Annotated in this window: 15 protein-coding genes, 1 other RNA gene and 1 other annotated feature; of the genes, 13 read left to right on the top strand and 3 right to left on the bottom strand. The window is 39.8% G+C overall.

All coding sequences use genetic code 11. The features are described 5' to 3' along the window. The first annotated feature begins 206 nt into the window (after positions 1 to 206). The 11 genes from yaaA (at position 207) to KSZ58_RS14435 (ending at position 12,997) form a co-directional block, all read left to right on the top strand. The gene (gene yaaA / locus KSZ58_RS14485) at positions 207 to 410 is read left to right on the top strand and encodes a S4 domain-containing protein YaaA (protein WP_009270080.1); all 204 of its coding nucleotides are present in this window, start codon (positions 207 to 209) and stop codon (positions 408 to 410) included. Continuing rightward, positions 407 to 1,507 (top strand): DNA replication/repair protein RecF, encoded by a 1,101-nt coding sequence (gene recF, locus KSZ58_RS14480; RefSeq protein WP_009270081.1) that lies wholly within the window; start codon positions 407 to 409, stop codon positions 1,505 to 1,507. Before yaaA ends, recF begins: the two co-directional genes overlap by 4 nt. Before the next feature lie 11 nt (positions 1,508 to 1,518). Beyond that, positions 1,519 to 3,462: a DNA topoisomerase (ATP-hydrolyzing) subunit B gene (gene gyrB / locus KSZ58_RS14475; protein WP_002606682.1), complete on the top strand. Its 1,944-nt coding sequence runs from the start codon at positions 1,519 to 1,521 to the stop codon at positions 3,460 to 3,462. Positions 3,463 to 3,478: 16 nt separating this feature from the next. Then, positions 3,479 to 5,992, top strand: a complete 2,514-nt coding sequence (gyrA, locus tag KSZ58_RS14470; RefSeq protein ID WP_008816040.1) for a DNA gyrase subunit A — start codon at positions 3,479 to 3,481, stop codon at positions 5,990 to 5,992. An 8-nt stretch (positions 5,993 to 6,000) separates the two neighbouring features. Next, positions 6,001 to 6,210 (top strand) — a binding site (T-box leader). A 39-nt stretch (positions 6,211 to 6,249) separates the two neighbouring features. Then, entirely contained in the window at positions 6,250 to 7,536 is a 1,287-nt protein-coding gene (gene serS / locus KSZ58_RS14465) for a serine--tRNA ligase (RefSeq protein WP_008816039.1), read from the top strand. Positions 7,537 to 8,378: 842 nt separating this feature from the next. After that, positions 8,379 to 8,476, top strand: an RNA gene (ffs, locus tag KSZ58_RS14460) — signal recognition particle sRNA small type. A gap of 13 nt (positions 8,477 to 8,489) precedes the next feature. Beyond that, positions 8,490 to 8,945, top strand: coding sequence for a tRNA adenosine(34) deaminase TadA (tadA, locus tag KSZ58_RS14455; protein WP_008816038.1), 456 nt, complete (start codon positions 8,490 to 8,492; stop codon positions 8,943 to 8,945). 94 nt (positions 8,946 to 9,039) lie between these two features. Continuing rightward, positions 9,040 to 10,848, top strand: coding sequence for a DNA polymerase III subunit gamma/tau (gene dnaX / locus KSZ58_RS14450; RefSeq protein ID WP_008816037.1), 1,809 nt, complete (start codon positions 9,040 to 9,042; stop codon positions 10,846 to 10,848). A 4-nt stretch (positions 10,849 to 10,852) separates the two neighbouring features. Continuing rightward, positions 10,853 to 11,161, top strand: a complete 309-nt coding sequence (locus tag KSZ58_RS14445) for a YbaB/EbfC family nucleoid-associated protein (protein ID WP_002606688.1) — start codon at positions 10,853 to 10,855, stop codon at positions 11,159 to 11,161. Then, entirely contained in the window at positions 11,161 to 11,757 is a 597-nt protein-coding gene (gene recR, locus KSZ58_RS14440) for a recombination mediator RecR (protein ID WP_009270082.1), read from the top strand. Before KSZ58_RS14445 ends, recR begins: the two co-directional genes overlap by 1 nt. Positions 11,758 to 12,061: 304 nt before the next feature. Next, on the top strand, positions 12,062 to 12,997 hold the full coding sequence (locus tag KSZ58_RS14435) for a hypothetical protein (protein WP_008816035.1): 936 nt from the start codon (positions 12,062 to 12,064) through the stop codon (positions 12,995 to 12,997). Here the strand turns inward: KSZ58_RS14435 and KSZ58_RS14430 are convergent. Both KSZ58_RS14430 and KSZ58_RS14425 read right to left on the bottom strand, forming a co-directional pair. Continuing rightward, positions 12,980 to 13,231, bottom strand: a complete 252-nt coding sequence (locus KSZ58_RS14430; RefSeq protein WP_035303967.1) for a DUF1294 domain-containing protein — start codon at positions 13,229 to 13,231, stop codon at positions 12,980 to 12,982. The genes KSZ58_RS14435 and KSZ58_RS14430 overlap by 18 nt on opposite strands. Then, the gene (locus KSZ58_RS14425) at positions 13,228 to 13,785 is read right to left on the bottom strand and encodes a CYTH domain-containing protein (protein WP_009270083.1); all 558 of its coding nucleotides are present in this window, start codon (positions 13,783 to 13,785) and stop codon (positions 13,228 to 13,230) included. Before KSZ58_RS14425 ends, KSZ58_RS14430 begins: the two co-directional genes overlap by 4 nt. A gap of 59 nt (positions 13,786 to 13,844) precedes the next feature. On the opposite strand from KSZ58_RS14425, the gene KSZ58_RS14420 reads away from it, so the two are divergent. Further along, complete coding sequence (locus tag KSZ58_RS14420; RefSeq protein ID WP_008816032.1) at positions 13,845 to 14,618, top strand: NAD kinase; 774 nt, start codon at positions 13,845 to 13,847, stop codon at positions 14,616 to 14,618. Between the two features lie 267 nt (positions 14,619 to 14,885). Here the strand turns inward: KSZ58_RS14420 and KSZ58_RS14415 are convergent, their stop codons facing one another. Next, positions 14,886 to 16,106 carry an FtsW/RodA/SpoVE family cell cycle protein gene (locus tag KSZ58_RS14415; protein WP_009270084.1) on the bottom strand — a complete coding sequence of 407 codons (1,221 nt, stop codon included), beginning with the start codon at positions 16,104 to 16,106 and terminating at the stop codon, positions 14,886 to 14,888. Between the two features lie 224 nt (positions 16,107 to 16,330). On the opposite strand from KSZ58_RS14415, the gene mutS reads away from it, so the two are divergent. After that, positions 16,331 to 18,862 carry a DNA mismatch repair protein MutS gene (mutS, locus tag KSZ58_RS14410; RefSeq protein WP_009270085.1) on the top strand — a complete coding sequence of 844 codons (2,532 nt, stop codon included), beginning with the start codon at positions 16,331 to 16,333 and terminating at the stop codon, positions 18,860 to 18,862. Positions 18,863 to 18,878: the final 16 nt, after the last annotated feature.

Below are 18,878 nucleotides of genomic sequence, written 5' to 3'. Positions count from 1 at the left end.
TAGATATAAAAAAGGATATATGAAAGACTAAATGCAATTGTAAGTGTAAATTCAACTAGATTGTTGTGTAAGAGTCTTTTCTACTTAGCTACTTTGAAAGTGGAATTTAACTTTTCACTTCAGCAAAAGTTTGAAAACCATAGGAAAAACTAACAAAAAACCTTTAAATATGATATAATATATAGGAATGTGAAAGAGGTTTTATAATGGATATAAAGATAACCGGTGAATACATAACATTAGGTCAGCTGCTTAAAATGACGGATTTTATCCAGAGCGGCGGTGAAGCAAAATTTGCGGTAAAATCCCTGAAAATCAAAGTGAACGGGGAACAGGAAAACCGCAGAGGACGCAAGCTGTATGCAGGTGATGTCATTGACATTGAGGGCAGCGTATTTTCTTTGTCATGAGACTGGAATCACTTCGTCTTCATGATTTTCGCAATTATGCAGATGTAAATGTCAGTTTTACCGACGGCATTCATATTCTGACAGGAAAGAATGCACAGGGAAAGACCAACCTGCTGGAATCTATCCTTTATTTATCAACGACCAGATCCCATCGAACCAGTGAAGATAAAGATCTAATCAAAGAAGGTGAGCAGGCCTTCTTTATTAAAGCCTTGATTGCAAAGGAACAGAAAACGGAGGAAATCCGTGTGACGGTAAATGAAAAGGGGAAAAATCTTTTTATTTATCAGAGTCCCGTGAATCGCGTCAGTGACTTCATAGGTGAATTTAACTCCGTTATGTTCTGTCCGGATGATATGAATCTGTTCCAGGCCTCTCCCCGCGTCAGAAGACGCTTTGTGGACATGGAGCTGAGTAAGATAAGTAAGAAGTATGTATCAACGCTTTACGTCGCTACACGGCTCTTAAAAGAGCGGAATGCTTATCTGAAGCAGGAACGGGTGGACCGCTCCTATCTCGAGGTCTTAACCTCACAGCTTGTGGATGCATCTGTTGTCATCATGAAGCAGCGGCATTTCTTTCTGGAGGAGCTGCTGGACAAATGCAGGACATTTTACCGCCAGCTTTCCAATGATGATACGGATATAACGGTTCGCTATCTCAGCTGTGTTCCTTTTTCGGACAGTGAGGAAGCGCTGAAGGAAGCTCTGCTGAAGAAATATCAAAAGCATCAGGATCGTGACCTGCTGTTGAAACAGACGACGGCCGGTATTCATAAAGAGGATTTTATCTTTGAAATGAATGGGCACGAGCTTGTCAGCTTTGCTTCCCAGGGACAGAAGCGAAGTGTATTGCTGGCATTGAAAATCGGTATGATTCATATGATTCATGAAATCATACAGGAATATCCGGTGTTATTGCTGGATGATGTATTTTCGGAGCTGGACAGCTATCGGAAACAGGAATTATTAAAATCTCTGCCCAAAGAGGTGCAGATTTTCATCTCCACAACAGATTTTGTGGAAATGGATGATATGAAAAGTGATCGCAGAGTCACGTTGTGGAATGTAAGCAACGGTACAATCGAGAGATGTTAGGAGGATGAACTATGGATGAGAATCAGATGAAAGAAATCGAAGAAATGGAAGATAAGGTTGATCATTCTTATACGGCTGATGATATTCAGGTCCTGGAAGGACTGGAAGCTGTACGGAAACGACCTGGTATGTATATCGGTTCTACCAGTGAGAGAGGTCTTCATCACCTTGTCTGGGAAATTGTTGATAACTCGATCGATGAGGCTCTTGCCGGATTCGCTACGGATATTGAAATAACGATTGAAAAAAATAACATCATCCGTGTAGAGGATAATGGTCGAGGAATGCCGACGGGAATCGTTGAAAAGACAGGAATATCCGGTGTGGAAACGATTTTTACTGTACTGCATGCCGGTGGTAAATTCGGCGGTGGTGCTTATAAGGTTTCCGGAGGTCTGCATGGTGTCGGTGCCAGTGTTGTTAATGCATTGAGTGAATGGCTGGAGGTTAACGTACATCAGAACGGACATGAGTTTTTCCTTCGTTTTGAAGACGGAGGCAAGGCAACAGGACCTTTGAAAATCATCAATGACAGCGAAAAGCATGGTTCCATTGTGCGTTTCAAGGCAGATCCTGAAATCTTTCAGGAAACACAGGAATATGATTTTGATACTTTGAATGCACGTATTCGTCAGCTGGCTTTCCTGAACAAAAGCATTCGTCTGGTGCTTTGTGATGAACGGGAAGCGGAGCCGAAACGAATTGAATATAAATACGATGGCGGTATCCGCCAGTATGTGGAATATCTGAACAAGAACAAGACGCCGCTGCATGAAGAGGTTGTGTATGTGGAAGGGATAGAGGACGGGATTCTTGCGGAAATCGCCATGCAGTATAACGATGGCTACATTCCAAGCATCTATTCCTTCTGTAACAACATCAACACGATGGAAGGCGGGACGCATGAGGATGGCTTCCGACTCGCTCTGACAAGGATTATCAATGCCTATGCGAGAGAGCAGGGAATGATAAAAAAAGACGAGACACTGGCTGGAGATGATGTGCGTGAGGGATTAACGGCTATTATCTCGGTAAAGCACCCCGATCCGCAGTATGAAGGACAGACAAAGACGAAGCTGGGAAACTCAGAGGTACGAAAAATTGTTTCCAGTATACTGGGTGAACAGCTGGATCGTTTCTTCATGGAGAATCCGGAAACAGCAAAGATTATTGTAGATAAGGCGATTCTTGCGAGCAAGGCACGTCTTGCGGCAAAAAAGGCAAGAGAGCTGACAAGAAGAAAATCAGCCCTGGAAATCACATCACTGCCCGGTAAGCTTGCGGATTGTTCCAGCAAGGATGCCTCGGAATGTGAAATCTATATCGTCGAGGGTGATTCCGCCGGCGGAAGTGCAAAGCAGGGAAGAAATTCCAAGTTTCAGGCAATTCTGCCACTGCGTGGTAAGATATTGAACGTCGAGAAGGCGCGTTTGCAGAGAATCTTCGAAAATAATGAAATTCGCTCTATGATCACAGCATTCGGCTGTGGAATCGGAGAGGAAATGGATGTCAGTAAGCTGCGTTATCATAAAATTATTATCATGACCGATGCCGATGTCGATGGTGCGCATATCTGTACACTGATGCTGACGTTCTTCTACCGTTACCTGCGTCCGATCATTGAGGGTGGCTATGTATATATCGCCATGCCACCGCTGTTCAAGGTTGCCAAGGGAAACCGTGTGGAATATGTGTATAAAGAGGAAGAAGTGGAAACGGTACGTGCTTCTATGGGGGAGAATGTAAACGTACAGCGATATAAAGGTCTGGGAGAGATGAATCCGGAGCAGCTGTGGGAGACAACCATGGACCCAGCATTCCGTACGCTGAAGCAGGTAAATATTGATGATGCTATGGAAGCTGACAGTATTTTTGAAATGCTGATGGGAGAAGAGGTTGAACCAAGACGTGACTTTATTCAGGAAAATGCAATCTATGCAACACTGGATATCTAAGGAGGTGTAAGGGAACATGGATTTAAACAAGGAAAAACTGATTCAGGTAGATATTTCAAAAGAAATGAAAACCTCCTTTCTGGACTATTCAATGTCTGTAATCGTAGATCGTGCACTGCCTGATGTTCGTGATGGAATGAAGCCTGTTCATCGCCGTATTCTGCATGCGATGAATGAGCTGGGAATTGTGGCAAGCAAGCCGTTTAAAAAGTCAGCGCGTATCGTTGGTGAAGTAATCGGTAAGTATCATCCGCACGGTGATACAGCCGTATATGATGCCATGGTTCGTATGGCACAGGACTTCAGCTACCGCTACATGCTGGTACAGGGACATGGTAACTTCGGTTCCATGGATGGTGACGGTGCGGCGGCAATGCGTTATACCGAAGCCCGTATGTCTAAAATCGCTATGGAAATGATGAAGGATATCAATAAGGATACCGTTGATTTCATACCCAACTATGACAATGAGGAAACTGAGCCGGCTGTGCTGCCTGCCAGATTCCCGAATCTGCTGGTAAACGGTTCTGTCGGTATTGCGGTAGGTATGGCGACCAATATACCGCCGCATAATCTTACAGAAACAATAGACGCAACCTTTGCCATTATGGATAATCCGGAGATTTCCGTTGTGGAGCTGATGGACAATTATATCAAGGGTCCTGATTTTCCAACAGGCGGTATCATTCTGGGAAGAGCCGGAATTCGACAGGCATTTGAAACAGGCCGCGGCTCTATCATGGTACGCAGTAAGCATCATCTGGAGGATATGGGCAACGGTAAGACAAGAATTGTTGTGACTGAAATCCCGTATCAGGTGAATAAAGCGAATCTGATTACCAAAATCGCAGACCTGGTAAGAGAAAAGCAGATTGAAGGTATCACCTATCTGAATGACGAATCAAACCGTGAGGGTATTCGAATCGTGATTGAGCTGCGTAAGGATGCTCAACCGGATGTTATTTTGAATCAGCTGTATCGTATGACACAGCTTCAGACCTCTTTCGGTGTCAACATGCTGGCACTGGTAGAGAAAACACCGAAGCAGATGGGAATCCGGGAGGCACTTCAGCATTATGTGAATCATCAGATTGACGTTACGGTACGCCGTACAAAATTTGAATTGAAAAAAGCTGAGGATCGTGCTCATATATTGGAAGGTTTGCGTATCGCACTGGATCACATTGATGAAATTATTCATCTGATTCGCTCCAGTCAGAATGATGCGGAAGCAAGAACTGGTCTGATGGAGCAGTTTAAACTCACGGAGATTCAGGCAAATGCAATCCTGGAGATGCGTTTGCGTCGTTTAACAGGCTTGGAACGCGATAAGATTGAAAATGAATATCGTGAGCTGATGAATACGATAGCAGATTTACGTGATATTCTTGCAAACCATGATCGTGTTCTCGGGATTATCCGTGATGAGCTGACTGAGGTTAAAAATCGCTTTGGCGATGAGCGTCGTACAGAAATCAGTGAGGCAGATTACGATATGCAGGATGAAGATTTAATTCCTGTTGAGGATGTTGTTATCACAATGACAACAAACGGTTATATCAAGCGTATGCCGACAGATACCTATCGTACACAGAACCGTGGAGGCCGCGGTGTGAAGGGTATGTCTGTAAATGAGGATGATATTGTTGATCTGCTGATTACAATGTCCACTCACGACTATCTGATGCTGTTTACCAATCTTGGCAAGGTTTACCGTATCAAGGGGTATAAGGTGCCGAATTCTGGTAGAACGGCTAAGGGCCTTCCGGTCGTGAATCTGTTAAATCTGGACAAGGAGGAGAAGGTGCGTGCACTTGTTCCTGTTCGTCCGGATAGTGAATCCTCCTTCCTGCTGTTTGTCACAAAGAACGGACTGGTTAAGCGAACACCGATGAGTGAATTCGATTCTATACGTCAGAATGGTAAAATCGCCATTACACTACGTGAATTTGATGAGCTGGTTGGTGTGAAGGAAACAACCGGAGATGATGAAATTATTATCGCAGGCTCCAATGGTAAGGCAGTTCGATTCCATGAAGATGATATTCGTGCTATGGGACGTACGGCAAGCGGTGTGAAGGGCTTTAATGTTGATGGCTCAATCGTAGTAGGTGCTGCCACTTCTAAAGAGGGAACACATCTGCTGGCTGTTAGTGAAAATGGTTATGGTAAGCGTACCGCTATTGAGGAATACCGTCTGACAACACGTGGAGCGAAGGGTGTAAAGACAATCAATGTTACCAATAAAACTGGTGAGCTTGTTTCCGTTCGCGCTGTAAATGGTGATGAGGATGCCATGATTGTTACAAACTCCGGTATTATTATCCGAATATCTGTTGATGATATTGGTATTTACAGCCGTAATACTCAGGGTGTTAAGCTGATCAACGTGGCAGATGAAGAATCTGTTGCCAAGGTGGCTATTGTTGAAAAGGAAGAAGAGGAGCCGGAAGAAGCTGCAGCTGGTGAAGCTTTGGAAAATAATGAAGAAACTACGGAACAGATAATTGACAATCCTGTAGAAGAATGATATAAAATAATAAAACGTTGAAAAGGTCAAGTAAGAAAGCAGGCTACTTTCAGAGATATAACGGTAGGTGTGAGTTATAATAGCTGCTTATGAAATCCGCCTTTGAGTGAATCAATGAACTATTAGTAGTTGATTACGGTAGCACCGTTATAGCTATGAGAGGGTATATCTTTATAGGTATATCAAAAAGGGTGGCAACACGAGGTATCGTCCCTTTATGGACATACCTCTTTTTTATATTCTAGGAGGTTATGATTATGCTTGATATGAAATTTTTACGCGAAAATCCTGAAATTGTAAAAGAAAACATAAAAAAGAAGTTTCAGGATCACAAGATTGAGCTTGTAGATAAAGTGATTGCTATGGATAAAGAGAATCGCTCTCTTAAACAACGAGGGGATGAGCTGCGAAGCAAGAGAAATGCTATGAGCAAGGAAATCGGCGGTCTGATGGCCAAAGGTTTAAAGGATGAGGCAAATGCTATTAAAGCCAAGGTTCAGGCTATGGCAGATGAAATGAAGGAAACAGAGGTTAAGGAAACTGAGCTTGCTGAGAAAATCAAGGAAATGATGATGCAGATTCCAAATATCATTCATCCTACGGTCCCGGTTGGTAAGGATGATTCAGAAAATGTTGAACTGCAGAAGTACGGCGAGCCTGTGATTCCTGATTTTGAAATTCCATATCATACAGATATTATGGAACGGTTTGAAGGTATTGATCTGGATAGTGCAAGAAAAGTTGCAGGGAACGGGTTCTATTATCTGATGGGAGATATTGCACGACTTCATTCTGCTGTCATTTCATATGCACGTGATTTTATGATTGATAGAGGATTTACATATGTTGTACCGCCTTTTATGATTCGTAGTAATGTTGTGACCGGGGTTATGAGCTTTGCGGAAATGGAAGGAATGATGTATAAGATTGAGGGCGAGGATTTGTATCTGATCGGTACCAGTGAGCATTCTATGATTGGAAAATTCATTGATACAATTCTTGATGAGAAAAAACTTCCTTATACTTATACAAGCTATTCTCCTTGCTTCCGTAAAGAAAAAGGTGCACACGGTATTGAAGAAAGAGGAGTTTACCGCATTCACCAGTTTGAGAAACAGGAAATGATTGTTGTTTGCAAACCGGAAGAAAGTGCAGACTGGTTTGTAAAGCTGTATACGAATACTGTTGATTTATTCAGAAGTCTGGATATACCAGTGAGAACCTTAGAGTGCTGTTCCGGTGATCTTGCTGATTTGAAGAATAAGTCTGTTGATGTCGAAGCATGGAGTCCACGTCAGAAAAAATATTTTGAAGTGGGAAGCTGTTCTAATTTGACAGATGCACAGGCAAGACGTCTTGGCATTCGCGTAAAGGGTGAGAATGGAAAATATTTTGCTCATACTTTGAATAATACGGTGGTAGCTCCACCTCGAATGCTGATTGCTTTTTTAGAGAATAATCTGAACAAGGACGGCAGTGTGAATATTCCGGAAAAATTGCAGCCATATATGGGAGGCACAAAAATATTGATGCCAAAAAATTAAGCAGTATTGAAAAGGTGATTTTTATATAAATTTCACCTTTTTTTAGTATCTAAAACAGCTTATTATTTGTTGGTTAAAAATAGCAGAAAAGCCTTTGTTTATCGTATTATTTGGATAAATAATACGATATTGTGACTCTCTGATTTACATCGATATTTGAATAATTGGACAATTGGTCATGTCGTTGCAAATGATTGCACAGCTTTTTTAGGCATTTTTGTTTCACGTGAAACAATTAAGGATAAATCAAGGAATTTCAGCTGTTACTTATGCTTGTTTCATAATGTTTTAAAAGAGATAATAAAAAATGTGTAAGCAAATAGAAGATAAGTTATAATGATGCTATACATAAAAAGGTAACCTTATATATGAAAATTATTTTTATACGAAGTAGGCGCAAATCCAATGTTAAGACAATTTCAAACTTTCTTATGTATGCACTAATGATTTTCTAATAATAAAATAAGAAAGCTTCCTCCAGTTGTAACGTGTTTGAGAAAAGAAAGTATCAAATTCTGTTGAATAATATAATGGTGATAAGTACTCAATGTAGTTATGTTCAACCTGAGTTTATGAACTGTTTAGAAAATTAGCCTGCTCACTTTTCTTAAAGAGGATAAAAAGTATTCCGTTTCATTACAATATATTGTATTTGAAATACAATTCATATTACTATCTTGTTAATAGCTCAGATAAAAAAAATAGTGTTAATCTTAAGGATAAAGGAGTTTCCTTTATGAAATACAGGATAGACTTGTTCATCACTTGTAAAAGTCAAAATGGCAATTATAAAATATGTGAAAGCAAATTAACTGTTGAAAAAATCAGAGAATATGCTATAATATATAAGCTACTACAATGGTATCTACTGAATTAGGTCAGATTGGGAACAAAGCAGCCTTAAGGGAGCTCTATCATGTGTGGTAGCCCTTTTTTATATCTGAGGTAATTTTATGAAAGAAGAATATATGCGGGCTGCTTTAAGAGAGGCAGAGAAGGCTAAAAAAATAGATGAGGTACCCATTGGCTGTGTTATTGTTAAGGATGATAAAATTATAGCAAGAGGTCATAATCTCAGAGAAACAAAACAGCAGTCAATAAACCATGCTGAAATCATTGCAATTCAAAAAGCTTGTAAAAAGGTAGGAAGCTGGCGTCTTGAGGATTGTGATTTATATGTTACTCTGGAGCCCTGTTGCATGTGTGCCGGTGCTATTCTGCAATCACGTATCAGAACTGTTATCTATGGAACTGCTGATCCAAAGGGTGGAAGCATTGAAAGTACCTTGCATATGTATGAACAGCCGGGATATAACCATTATCCGAAAGTTGAATCCGGTGTTCTTCAAAACGAATGTTCACAGCTCTTAAAGAATTTCTTTAAAGAAAAAAGACTAAAAAAGAAATAAAAGCAAATACTGTAAGAAAGAAAAGTATTTGCTTTTCTTATGTAAAATTCATTGTCAGCATGATATAATTGACAGTGGAGAAAGCAGGTGAAGTATGGCATATAAAGCGCTATATCGTACTTATCGTCCAAACAGTTTTGATGAAGTAGCAGGACAAAAGCACGTTGTACAAACCTTGCAGCATGCAGTGGAACAGCATAAGATTGCACATGCTTATTTGTTCTGCGGCCCCCGTGGTACAGGAAAAACATCAATTGCGAAAATCTTTGCGAAAACTATAAATTGTGAGAATCCAAATCATAAACCATGTTTGGAATGTGATAACTGTAGGGCAGTACAGGATGGAAGCCATCCGGATATTATTGAGATAGATGCTGCCAGCAATAATGGTGTAGAAGAAGTACGTACACTGATAGAAAAAGTTAAGTATGCGCCATTGAAGGGTAAATATAAAATTTATATTATTGATGAGGTCCATATGATGTCAACGGGTGCATTTAATGCGCTGTTAAAGACGATTGAGGAACCACCGGAACATGTTATTTTTATTTTAGCTACGACAGAGCCGCATAAGGTGCTGCCTACGATTATTTCACGTTGTCAGCGATTTGATTTTACTAAAGTTCCACGTGAAGAAATCGTTCAGAGGATACATACTATTCTGGAGAGAGAACAGATTACGTGTGAAGAGGAAGTAATTCGGATTATTGCACAGCTTGCTGATGGCGGATTGCGTGATGCTTTATCTATTCTTGATCAATGTATTGCTTATGCACAGAATCATATCCAGGTGCATCATATCAATGAAATTTATGGCATTACAACCATACAGGAAAAATTAGATTTGTATCGTTATATCTATGGAAAAGATGCAGTATCCCTGTTAAATGCGATAGATCAGCTTATTGAAAAAGGTATTGATATCAAAAGGCTGACTGTTGATTTAATTGAAATATTAAAGGAGAGTATCATTTTCGAGTATACAAAGGATGCATCTCTGCTGCATATTCTAAATAGTGAAGAGGTTTTAACTCTGATTGATGGAAAATCTATTGCAGAGAGGTTTCAAATGATACATCTTCTAATGGAAACATATGATAAATATAGAAGTGCAGCAAATGCAGGATCTTATTTTGAGGTCTGTTTACTGCAAATGCTGGATGTAAAGGCAACTGTGGTGACAACGACGATATCACATCCATTGGAGACTCCTAGGCAGGAACAAAAACCAGTAAGCACTGTTAATAATGTTTCACGTGAAACATCTAAGAAGAAACCTATACTTGAGGTTCCTATGGATGATGAACCATTTACACCATATGATACACCAGTATTTGATTCACCAGTAACAAAGAGTGCGAAGTCTTCACATATACCGGAAAATATAGTAAGCAAGGAAATTACTGCTGTTTCAACAAAAGCTTTAAAACCATTGGATAATGAATTTGTTCTTGGACTTCTTGCCGGGGCAAATAAACCTGAAAAAGCAAAGGATAGTCAGCATTTTCAGAAAATACCTGAATTCATGCTCGATTTTAAATATGCTAAATATGGAAGTCTTTTAAAGAATGCAGGTATTGTAGGCAGTGGTAATACCTATATAGTGGTATGTGTCGATAATCAGGCAGTAGCAAATGAAATAAATGAGATGGACAGTAAAAATGAATTTCATGATTTCATTACTGAATTGATGGAAAAGAATAAAAAAATATTTGCTATTTCTGCTGATCAGCAGAAATATGTTATCAAAGAGTTTAAAGACCGTATGATTGCAGGTACATTGCCGGAGCCTATACAGATTGAAGCTGTGACGATTGAAAGAAAAGAAGTAAAAGAATTAACACAGGAAGAAGCTGTATTGGATTTGTTCGGTCAGGAAAATATAATAATAACGGAGGAATAAGATTATGAATATGCAGGGATTATTAAAACAGGCACAGAAAATGCAAAAGGAACTTACTAAGCTGGAAGATGAATTAAATGAAAAAGTATATGAAACAACAATGGGTGGTGGCGTTATCAAGGTAGAAGTAAAAGGAAGCATGTCTGTAGAAAGTATCTCAATTGATGAAAGCTTGCTGGAGAAAGATAACAAAGAAGATTTAGAGGATATGCTGAAATCTGCCTTGAATGATGCATTCGCTAAAGCAGTCGAGGATAAAGAAAAAAATATGAATCAAATTACAGGCGGAGTGAAAATGCCAGGTGGCTTCTAATGTATCCTAAGAAATTTGAAGCACTTGTTGAATGCTATCGGAGACTACCGGGTGTAGGAATAAAAACTGCAGAACGCTATGCATTTCAAACGCTCGAATGGGATGATGAAACTATGGACTCTTGGATTCATGCATTTCAAAACGCAAAAGAAGGCTTAAAAAAATGCGCGGTATGCGGCAACTTATCGGAAGATGACACATGTGATATTTGTGGAGATCAAAGTAGAAATAGTCAGATTATATGTGTTGTACAAAGTCCAAAGGATGTTATTGCAATGGAGAAAACAAAAGAATACTCTGGAGTATATCATGTGTTGAATGGTGTAATCTCAACATCAAAAGGTATACTGCCTGAGGACATCAACATAGACTCTCTATTAAACAGAATTAGTGAGGAAACCGAGGAAATTATTATTGCAACCAATCCGACAGTCGAAGGTGAAACTACAGCATTGTACTTATCAAAGCTGCTGGAAAAATATCCGGTTACTGTAACAAGGATTGCACATGGTCTTCCAATGGGCGGACATTTGGACTATGCGGATGAATTAACCTTGATTAAAGCAATTGAAGGAAGAAAGAAAATGGAACCATAATGTTGGTTCTTTTCTTTACTGTATTATAAAACGTAAGAAGTATATAGTAAATGAGGAAGGACAGGAATACCCTGCTTTCAAATGTATGGATGTTTAAATAGCGTTTAAATCAAGAATATGAAAAAGGGAACAACCTCCTACAGCAACAGCAAAATAGGCGATACACAGAAAAAGCATCATCACTATATGAACTAATTGTATAAATCCAAAATCACCAGCACCTTACATATATAGAAAAGAAATATTTTCATTTTACTGCAAGCGCTATCATGGTAAAATGGATATATAGGAAGAAGGCGAACATATGGGCTCAATTGCTTATATTACTGATAAAAATATGATGGAGTACCATAGACTTCATGGTAACTCTGTTATCAATTTCTGGAAGCCAAGTATCAAAAGTATTACTGATTTTAAAAAGGGAGACATGCTGTTTTTCTTGACAAAGGGGACAGAGCGTGGGAAAAAAAGAGAAAAGGGAATACTTGGATACGGTCATCTTCGAAAGCAACAAAACATGGGGTTTACACAAATGTGGAATGTATATAAAACTCTGAGTGGCTATCCGGATAAGGAATCATTAAAGCAGGCAATCTGCAAAATTACAAAACAGGAGGAAGTACCTGAGCTACTTTCCTGCATGGAATTAGAAAATGTTATCTATTTTCAATATCCGATTTACCTAAGTGAAATCGGTATGAAAATTTCCAATAATATTGAAAGCTTTTTCTATATAGATAAAGAGGATATACAAAATACAGGAAGACTACTGCATCTGGCATCCTCTATTGGTACGGATATGTGGGTGAACAGTACTGTTATTACAAAGGAAAAGAATATGCAGGAGGATGCTGTACTTCAAATACTGGAGAACCTGAGCAGACGTATAGAGACTAGCTTCTATTCAGAATATGAAGAATCAAAAATACGTCATTATATACAAAAACTTCAGGATGCAAATATACAGTCAATTAGAAACAGTAAAACAGAGTATTGGACAAAACGCGATGGAAAAATAATGATTCTACTTCCATGCCTCTTAAACTTTATAGATGCTGAAAGTAAAATGCAGTATAGCATTGGTCATTATCAGTTATTTAAAGTATATATAAATCAAAGTGAATATGCTGATCAGATTTCCATCAAACTATTGTTTAACCAAAAGATCCACAGTAATTGGAGACTTGCTCTCAGCTATTTAAAGATAGAATATGAAGAAAGGCTAGTCGAAGAGGACTAGCCTTATAGCTATTACCTGAAGAATACAAAAGAAAGGGACCATAAGAATGAATTTTGTTTTCCTTATTTTGTGTCGGAAAGCAATCATTCCAAGACCAATACCAAAAGCTCCTCCAAGGAATGCATACAGTAATAGAAATCGCTCAGGTATTCGATAACGCTTATGAATGGCTTTCCATTTATCAATTCCCATCATACAAAATGAAATCACGTTCCAGAAGACGACGTAGATCATTCCTCCACTGCCTGCAAAGCACGCTGAATCTTAGATGTGCAGTTTTTTTCATAAACAAGCTGCACATGAGAAAGAAGCTTCTGAAAAACAGAAAGCCCGTCATGTGGCTGCTTATATTCATATTCAATTTCATAATCTGTATGATTTCCATAGGTGCTGATATCAAAGCATAGTTCAGCATTCTCTGTTTCTACAACAGCTCTTTTTGTCACGAGAGTAGTTAACGGAATGATTGCAGCTTCAATTTGATACTCATGCAATAGCTGAACAATTTCCTCTGATTGCAGAGCATGAATACTGTTTTCAGATACTTCACACTCACACTCGCACAGCCCATCAAGATTCTCCTGCCGCATCTTTAATGTAAACAGAAACCTTCCATTTCGCTCACGTATACGCATTGCACCCTTCTTTTTCTGAATGTCCCCGTTTACCGTATCATAATAGGTATTGGTCTGGGTTATAAAATTCAGATTTTCATACAAACTACACAGCTTATCAAACTGTTCCTTGTTCACAAGCATTTTATATTCTTTTTCAACATGTTTATTCATCTTTCATCACCTTATAGGATATGATACAATAGTACCATAACAAAAGGAAGTGATTTGTGATGAAATATTCAGTAGTTGCGAAAAAAGATGCAAAATCACATGCAGTAGAGGAGAAAATCAAAGAGCGTCTGCAGTCTTCTGGCTGGATTTATGACAAAGCAGAACCACAGCTTGTTATCTGTGTGGGAGGGGACGGTACACTGCTGTATGGCGTGCATCAGTATCTGCATCGAATCAGCGAAGTAAACTTCCTTGGCATTCATACAGGAACCCTTGGCTTTTTCACGGACTATACGGAAGAGGAACTGGAGGAATGCCTGCATGATGTATTGGAAAAGGAGCCTGTGATATTTGAATCCGGTTTATTGAAAATAAAGCTGGATAATAATCCAAACCCTTATTATGCATTAAATGAGATGCGTGTTGAGAATATTGTGAAATCTCAAATCATGGATATATATGTAGACGGTGAGTTTTTTGAAACCTGCAGAGGCTCCGGCATCTGTCTATCCACTCAGGCAGGCTCCACTGCATATAATCGATCTCTTGGAGGAGCAGTTATAGACTGTGGATTATCTCTTATGCAGCTGGCGGAAATAACAGCTATTCAGCACTCCAAGCACCGCTCCCTCGGAAATCCGTATATCATGATGGAGAACCGTCATGTAACAATGAAAAGTGAAACCTTTGATACAGCAATACTCTGCTATGATCATTTGAATGTGCCGTTGGAAGCCACCAAAGAAATCTATTGCGAGATGTCTGATCGGAAGGTTAGATTCGCACGTTATCGTCATTACAGTTATTTGAGAAGATTAAAAAATTTATACTGACAGATAGTATGGATGAAGGGATATGATTTAGTCATAAGCTGCTTCATTAGTCTATTCAGCTGCAGGGAGAACGAGGATTATCGCATCATGAAAAGTAAAAAAACAGATACGCGGGGAATCTGTTTTTTATATCCGTTTATTCCTGTATCACCCATTATTTACTTTTGAGAAATGTATCAAATATCAATAAATTGAAGTAGCATGCGCATTTCATTCGTTATAAAAAAAGCAAGCAAAATAAAACCAATCACAAAACTTATGATTGGCTTATTCATATACATAATCAGAGAGCTTTTTTGCTTTTGCACTGGCATTCATAATGATTCCAAATGCAATCAGATATGACAGTAATGATGAACCGCCATACGATATCATAGGAAGCGTGATTCCGGTAATCGGCAATAAACCGATTATCATCCCGATATTTTGTATCTGTTGATACAGCAGCATCCCCAGAATACCCAGAATGAAATACTTTTCAAACATATTCTTTGACATGCTGGCAATACGGCATAAATGAATATCAAGCCCAAGACACAGAACCACTATGAATAATGTTCCGATCAAGCCCCAGCTTTGTCCAATAACAGCAAAGATAAAGTCGGTCTGTGCTTCCGGTATGGATACCAGCTCGATTCCCATACCATGACCTGTAAGGCCGGCCGAGCCAAGAGCAAGCAGGGCCATATACAGCTGATGCCCCTCTCCATTGATATCTGTTTCCGGATTCAGCCATGCTGTTATTCGTTTCAGACGATATCCTCCTTCACCACCAATCAGCTCATTCAGAACATTGAAATGATAGTAATACATATAGAAGAATAATACCAGCACAATGACAATCAGGATACCTATGATGACAAACCATTGTTTTTTTATACCGGAACATACGATCATCGCCACCAGTGAAATAGCGATAATCAATACCACTCCGGTATCTGGCTGAGCAAGAATCAGAAGGATAGGGGGAACTGCCCATTTCGCTACATTCATAAACAAAGAGAAATCCATTTCATAGGACTCTGTTAATTTGTTATTGTTATGCTCATCAATCACACCGGCAGTTATTAAAATCAAAACGATTTTCATAAACTCACTGGGCTGAAAAGAACCAAACGGCCCCAGCTTAAACCAGGATGTGGCACCGTTTGTTGTGATGATCATTCCCAGCAGACTGCCTCCGGTCAACATATTGTATACCTTACCAATCAGCAGCACCACAAGACAAACCATAAGAAACCAGTATCCTATTTTTGCGAACTGCAGCATAGAATCATTACCGAGATACATAATCACACCGATCGCGATTGATCCGATAATAAACCACATTGCCTGCTTCATCATATAGTCAATACCGGCAGCCTGACCGATAATACCAAAAGCGGAATAGATGGACAGAAGGCTCATGACAATCATTAAAATCAAATATGTAACTAAAACAAAATCGAACTTATCCGGACTCTTTGCCCTGGATAATCCTACTTTCATTTGCACCACTCCAGACAAAAACCTTTTTGAAACAAGGTTGTACTTATTATAACACGGTTTATATTTCTTATGTTGCAGCATGGTCAATTATTTTCTGAATTTCTATTAAGAAATGAGAATAAGCATACACTGCAGGTTAGGATGATTGTATGAAAAAACAAAAGCATATAGGATTATACCCAATGGTCATGTTATAATAATAAGCAGTGAGTGGAGTTGATAAAATGACTAAAAAAGCTACCTATACACCGATGATGAAGCATTATCTGGAATTAAAAGAACAGCATGAGGATGCAATCATATTCTATCGTCTCGGTGATTTTTATGAAATGTTTTTCGAAGATGCAAAGACGGCATCCAGTGAGCTTGATCTGGTTCTGACAGGAAGAAATGCCGGTGTTGAAGAACGGGTACCGATGTGTGGAATTCCACATCACGCCGCAAAGGGATATATACAGCGACTGATTCAAAAAGGATATAAAGTCGCAATTGTTGAGCAGCTGGAGGATCCGGCACTGGCAAAGGGACTGGTGAAGCGGGATGTCATCAAAATCGTTACACCCGGAACCATCATGGATGAAGTAAGTGATGAGAAAACAACTGTCTATATTGCTTCTCTGCATGACTTTCAATTCGGTCTTGCCGTCATACTCTGTGAAATGACAACCGGAGAGCTGCGTGCGCAGCTGATTGATAAGCATGTCATGGCAATACAGAAGGTTCTGCTGGGAAACAATGTACGAGAAATTGTAATACAGGAGAAGTTTGATAAGAAAATCGTGAAGATGATAGAAGAAATGCAGACGATTACCGTTTCCTATCATAATGATAACGCATTAAAGGAAGAATACCGTCATTTGCTGAATGGAATTGAAGATGATCGTGTGGAAACTGCCTTTGGCGTTCTCACCAATTATCTGGATGAAACACAGAAGCGAAATATGGCTCATCTGAATGCTGTTGAAATGGTATATGAAAATGATTTTCTTCAGATGGATTTTTCGACAAAGCAGAATCTGGAGCTGACCTCCAGTCTGCGCAGCAATTCACGCTCACAGACATTATGGAGCTTTCTTGATAAATGCCGCAGCTCCATGGGCTCTCGGTTATTAAAAAAATGGATTGAATACCCGCTGGTTGATACAGCGATGATTAACCGGCGTCTGGATGCTGTTGAATATTTGAATGATAACTTCATTACGAAGGATGAACTGCGTGAGCATCTGGGCTTTGTCTATGATATGGAGAGACTGAGTGCCAGAGTGGCCTATGGTTCTGCAAATCCGCGGGATATCCTGCGACTGATCAAAACGCTGGAGCATACACCGCAGATTTTTGAATTATTTCATGACTGCAGTGCCTATGAGGAATTTCAGAGTATCGATCCATGCCGGGAGCTGTACGATATGATCGAGGGTGCCATTATTGATAATCCTCCTTTGACATTAAAGGATGGCGGTGTGTTTGTGGAGGGCTATAATGAAGAGCTCGATCAGGTGCGCGAAATCGGTAAAAACGGGAAGAACTGGATTCTTGAGCTTGAAAACAAGGAGCGGGAAAGAACCGGTGTAAAGTCTTTGAAAATTGGATACAACCGTGTATTCGGGTATTATATTGAGGTTACAAAAACCAATCTGGATTCTATAAAGGATGAATTTGGTTATGTCAGAAAGCAGACACTGACCAACGCAGAACGCTTTATCACGCAGGAGCTGAAGGATAAAGAGGACGCGATTGTACATGCGCAGGAAAGAAGTATCCGTCTGGAAGCAGAGCTATTCAATCACCTTCTGAATCAAATCAAGGTATATCTGCCTAAGCTGCATGATCTTTCACATGCATTGGCCACAATTGATGCATTATATGCCCTTGCAGAGATTTCCAGTGAAAACGGATATACACGGCCACAGTTTCATACCGGTCATTCCATTCACATGAAGGAGGCAAGACATCCGATTCTGGATCGAATGATGAAAACAACACGTTATGTTTCCAATGATCTGGAGATGGGTGAGGACAATGACATTCTGATGATTACCGGACCGAACATGGGTGGTAAATCCACCTATATGCGACAGACCGTTCTTCTTGTCATCATGGCCCAGATAGGCTGCTTTGTCCCTGCAAAGAAAGCGGAAATGCCAATCTTTGATCAGATATTCACACGGATCGGCGCAAGTGATGATATCATGTCGGGACAGTCAACCTTTATGGTGGAGATGATCGAAGCGAACAATGCATTACAGAATGCCACAGCAAATTCACTCATTTTATTCGATGAGATCGGGCGCGGTACCTCCACATATGACGGTATGGCACTGGCGCAGGCTATGATTGAATATATAATGCGAAATATCAAAGCGAAAACGCTATTCTCTACCCATTACCATGAGCTGACAGAAATGGCAGAAAAGAATGCAGGTATCCGCAATGTGCATGTGGATGTACATGAAGAGGATGATAAGGTTACATTTTTATACCGCGTGCTTGACGGCAAAGCAGATAAATCCTATGGAATCAATGTTGCACGTCTTGCACATCTTCCTTCCTCCGTGCTGGAGCGTGCCAAGCAGATTCTGGACAATCTGGAGCTGCAGCCGAATATGGTAAAAGAGGTGAAGCCACCACTCGTCATAGAAAAAGAGAATCCGCAGCACATGCAAATCATCAATCAGGTTAAACAGGTAGATGTAAATAAAATGACACCGATGGAAGCCATGCAGTTTCTGTATGAGCTGAAGGAAAAAATGTCATAGAAGAGAACTCTGTAAT

This window comes from Erysipelatoclostridium sp. DFI.2.3 (assembly GCF_019132535.1).
Classification (GTDB): Bacteria; Bacillota_I; Bacilli_A; order Erysipelotrichales; family Erysipelotrichaceae; genus Clostridium_AQ; species Clostridium_AQ innocuum.
The sequence above is the reverse complement of the archived record's forward strand: the minus strand, read 5'-3'. Positions and strand labels throughout refer to the sequence as shown.

What these genes read in the sequence shown, in the direction of transcription:
- yaaA (WP_009270080.1), top strand. Translation starts at nt 207, where the DNA reads ATGGATATAAAGATAACCGGTGAATACATAACATTAGGTCAGCTGCTT.
- recF (WP_009270081.1), top strand. Translation starts at nt 407, where the DNA reads ATGAGACTGGAATCACTTCGTCTTCATGATTTTCGCAATTATGCAGAT.
- gyrB (WP_002606682.1), top strand. Translation starts at nt 1,519, where the DNA reads ATGGATGAGAATCAGATGAAAGAAATCGAAGAAATGGAAGATAAGGTT.
- gyrA (WP_008816040.1), top strand. Translation starts at nt 3,479, where the DNA reads ATGGATTTAAACAAGGAAAAACTGATTCAGGTAGATATTTCAAAAGAA.
- serS (WP_008816039.1), top strand. Translation starts at nt 6,250, where the DNA reads ATGCTTGATATGAAATTTTTACGCGAAAATCCTGAAATTGTAAAAGAA.
- tadA (WP_008816038.1), top strand. Translation starts at nt 8,490, where the DNA reads ATGAAAGAAGAATATATGCGGGCTGCTTTAAGAGAGGCAGAGAAGGCT.
- dnaX (WP_008816037.1), top strand. Translation starts at nt 9,040, where the DNA reads ATGGCATATAAAGCGCTATATCGTACTTATCGTCCAAACAGTTTTGAT.
- KSZ58_RS14445 (WP_002606688.1), top strand. Translation starts at nt 10,853, where the DNA reads ATGAATATGCAGGGATTATTAAAACAGGCACAGAAAATGCAAAAGGAA.
- recR (WP_009270082.1), top strand. Translation starts at nt 11,161, where the DNA reads ATGTATCCTAAGAAATTTGAAGCACTTGTTGAATGCTATCGGAGACTA.
- KSZ58_RS14435 (WP_008816035.1), top strand. Translation starts at nt 12,062, where the DNA reads ATGGGCTCAATTGCTTATATTACTGATAAAAATATGATGGAGTACCAT.
- KSZ58_RS14430 (WP_035303967.1), bottom strand. Translation starts at nt 13,231, where the DNA reads ATGATCTACGTCGTCTTCTGGAACGTGATTTCATTTTGTATGATGGGA.
- KSZ58_RS14425 (WP_009270083.1), bottom strand. Translation starts at nt 13,785, where the DNA reads ATGAATAAACATGTTGAAAAAGAATATAAAATGCTTGTGAACAAGGAA.
- KSZ58_RS14420 (WP_008816032.1), top strand. Translation starts at nt 13,845, where the DNA reads ATGAAATATTCAGTAGTTGCGAAAAAAGATGCAAAATCACATGCAGTA.
- KSZ58_RS14415 (WP_009270084.1), bottom strand. Translation starts at nt 16,106, where the DNA reads ATGAAAGTAGGATTATCCAGGGCAAAGAGTCCGGATAAGTTCGATTTT.
- mutS (WP_009270085.1), top strand. Translation starts at nt 16,331, where the DNA reads ATGACTAAAAAAGCTACCTATACACCGATGATGAAGCATTATCTGGAA.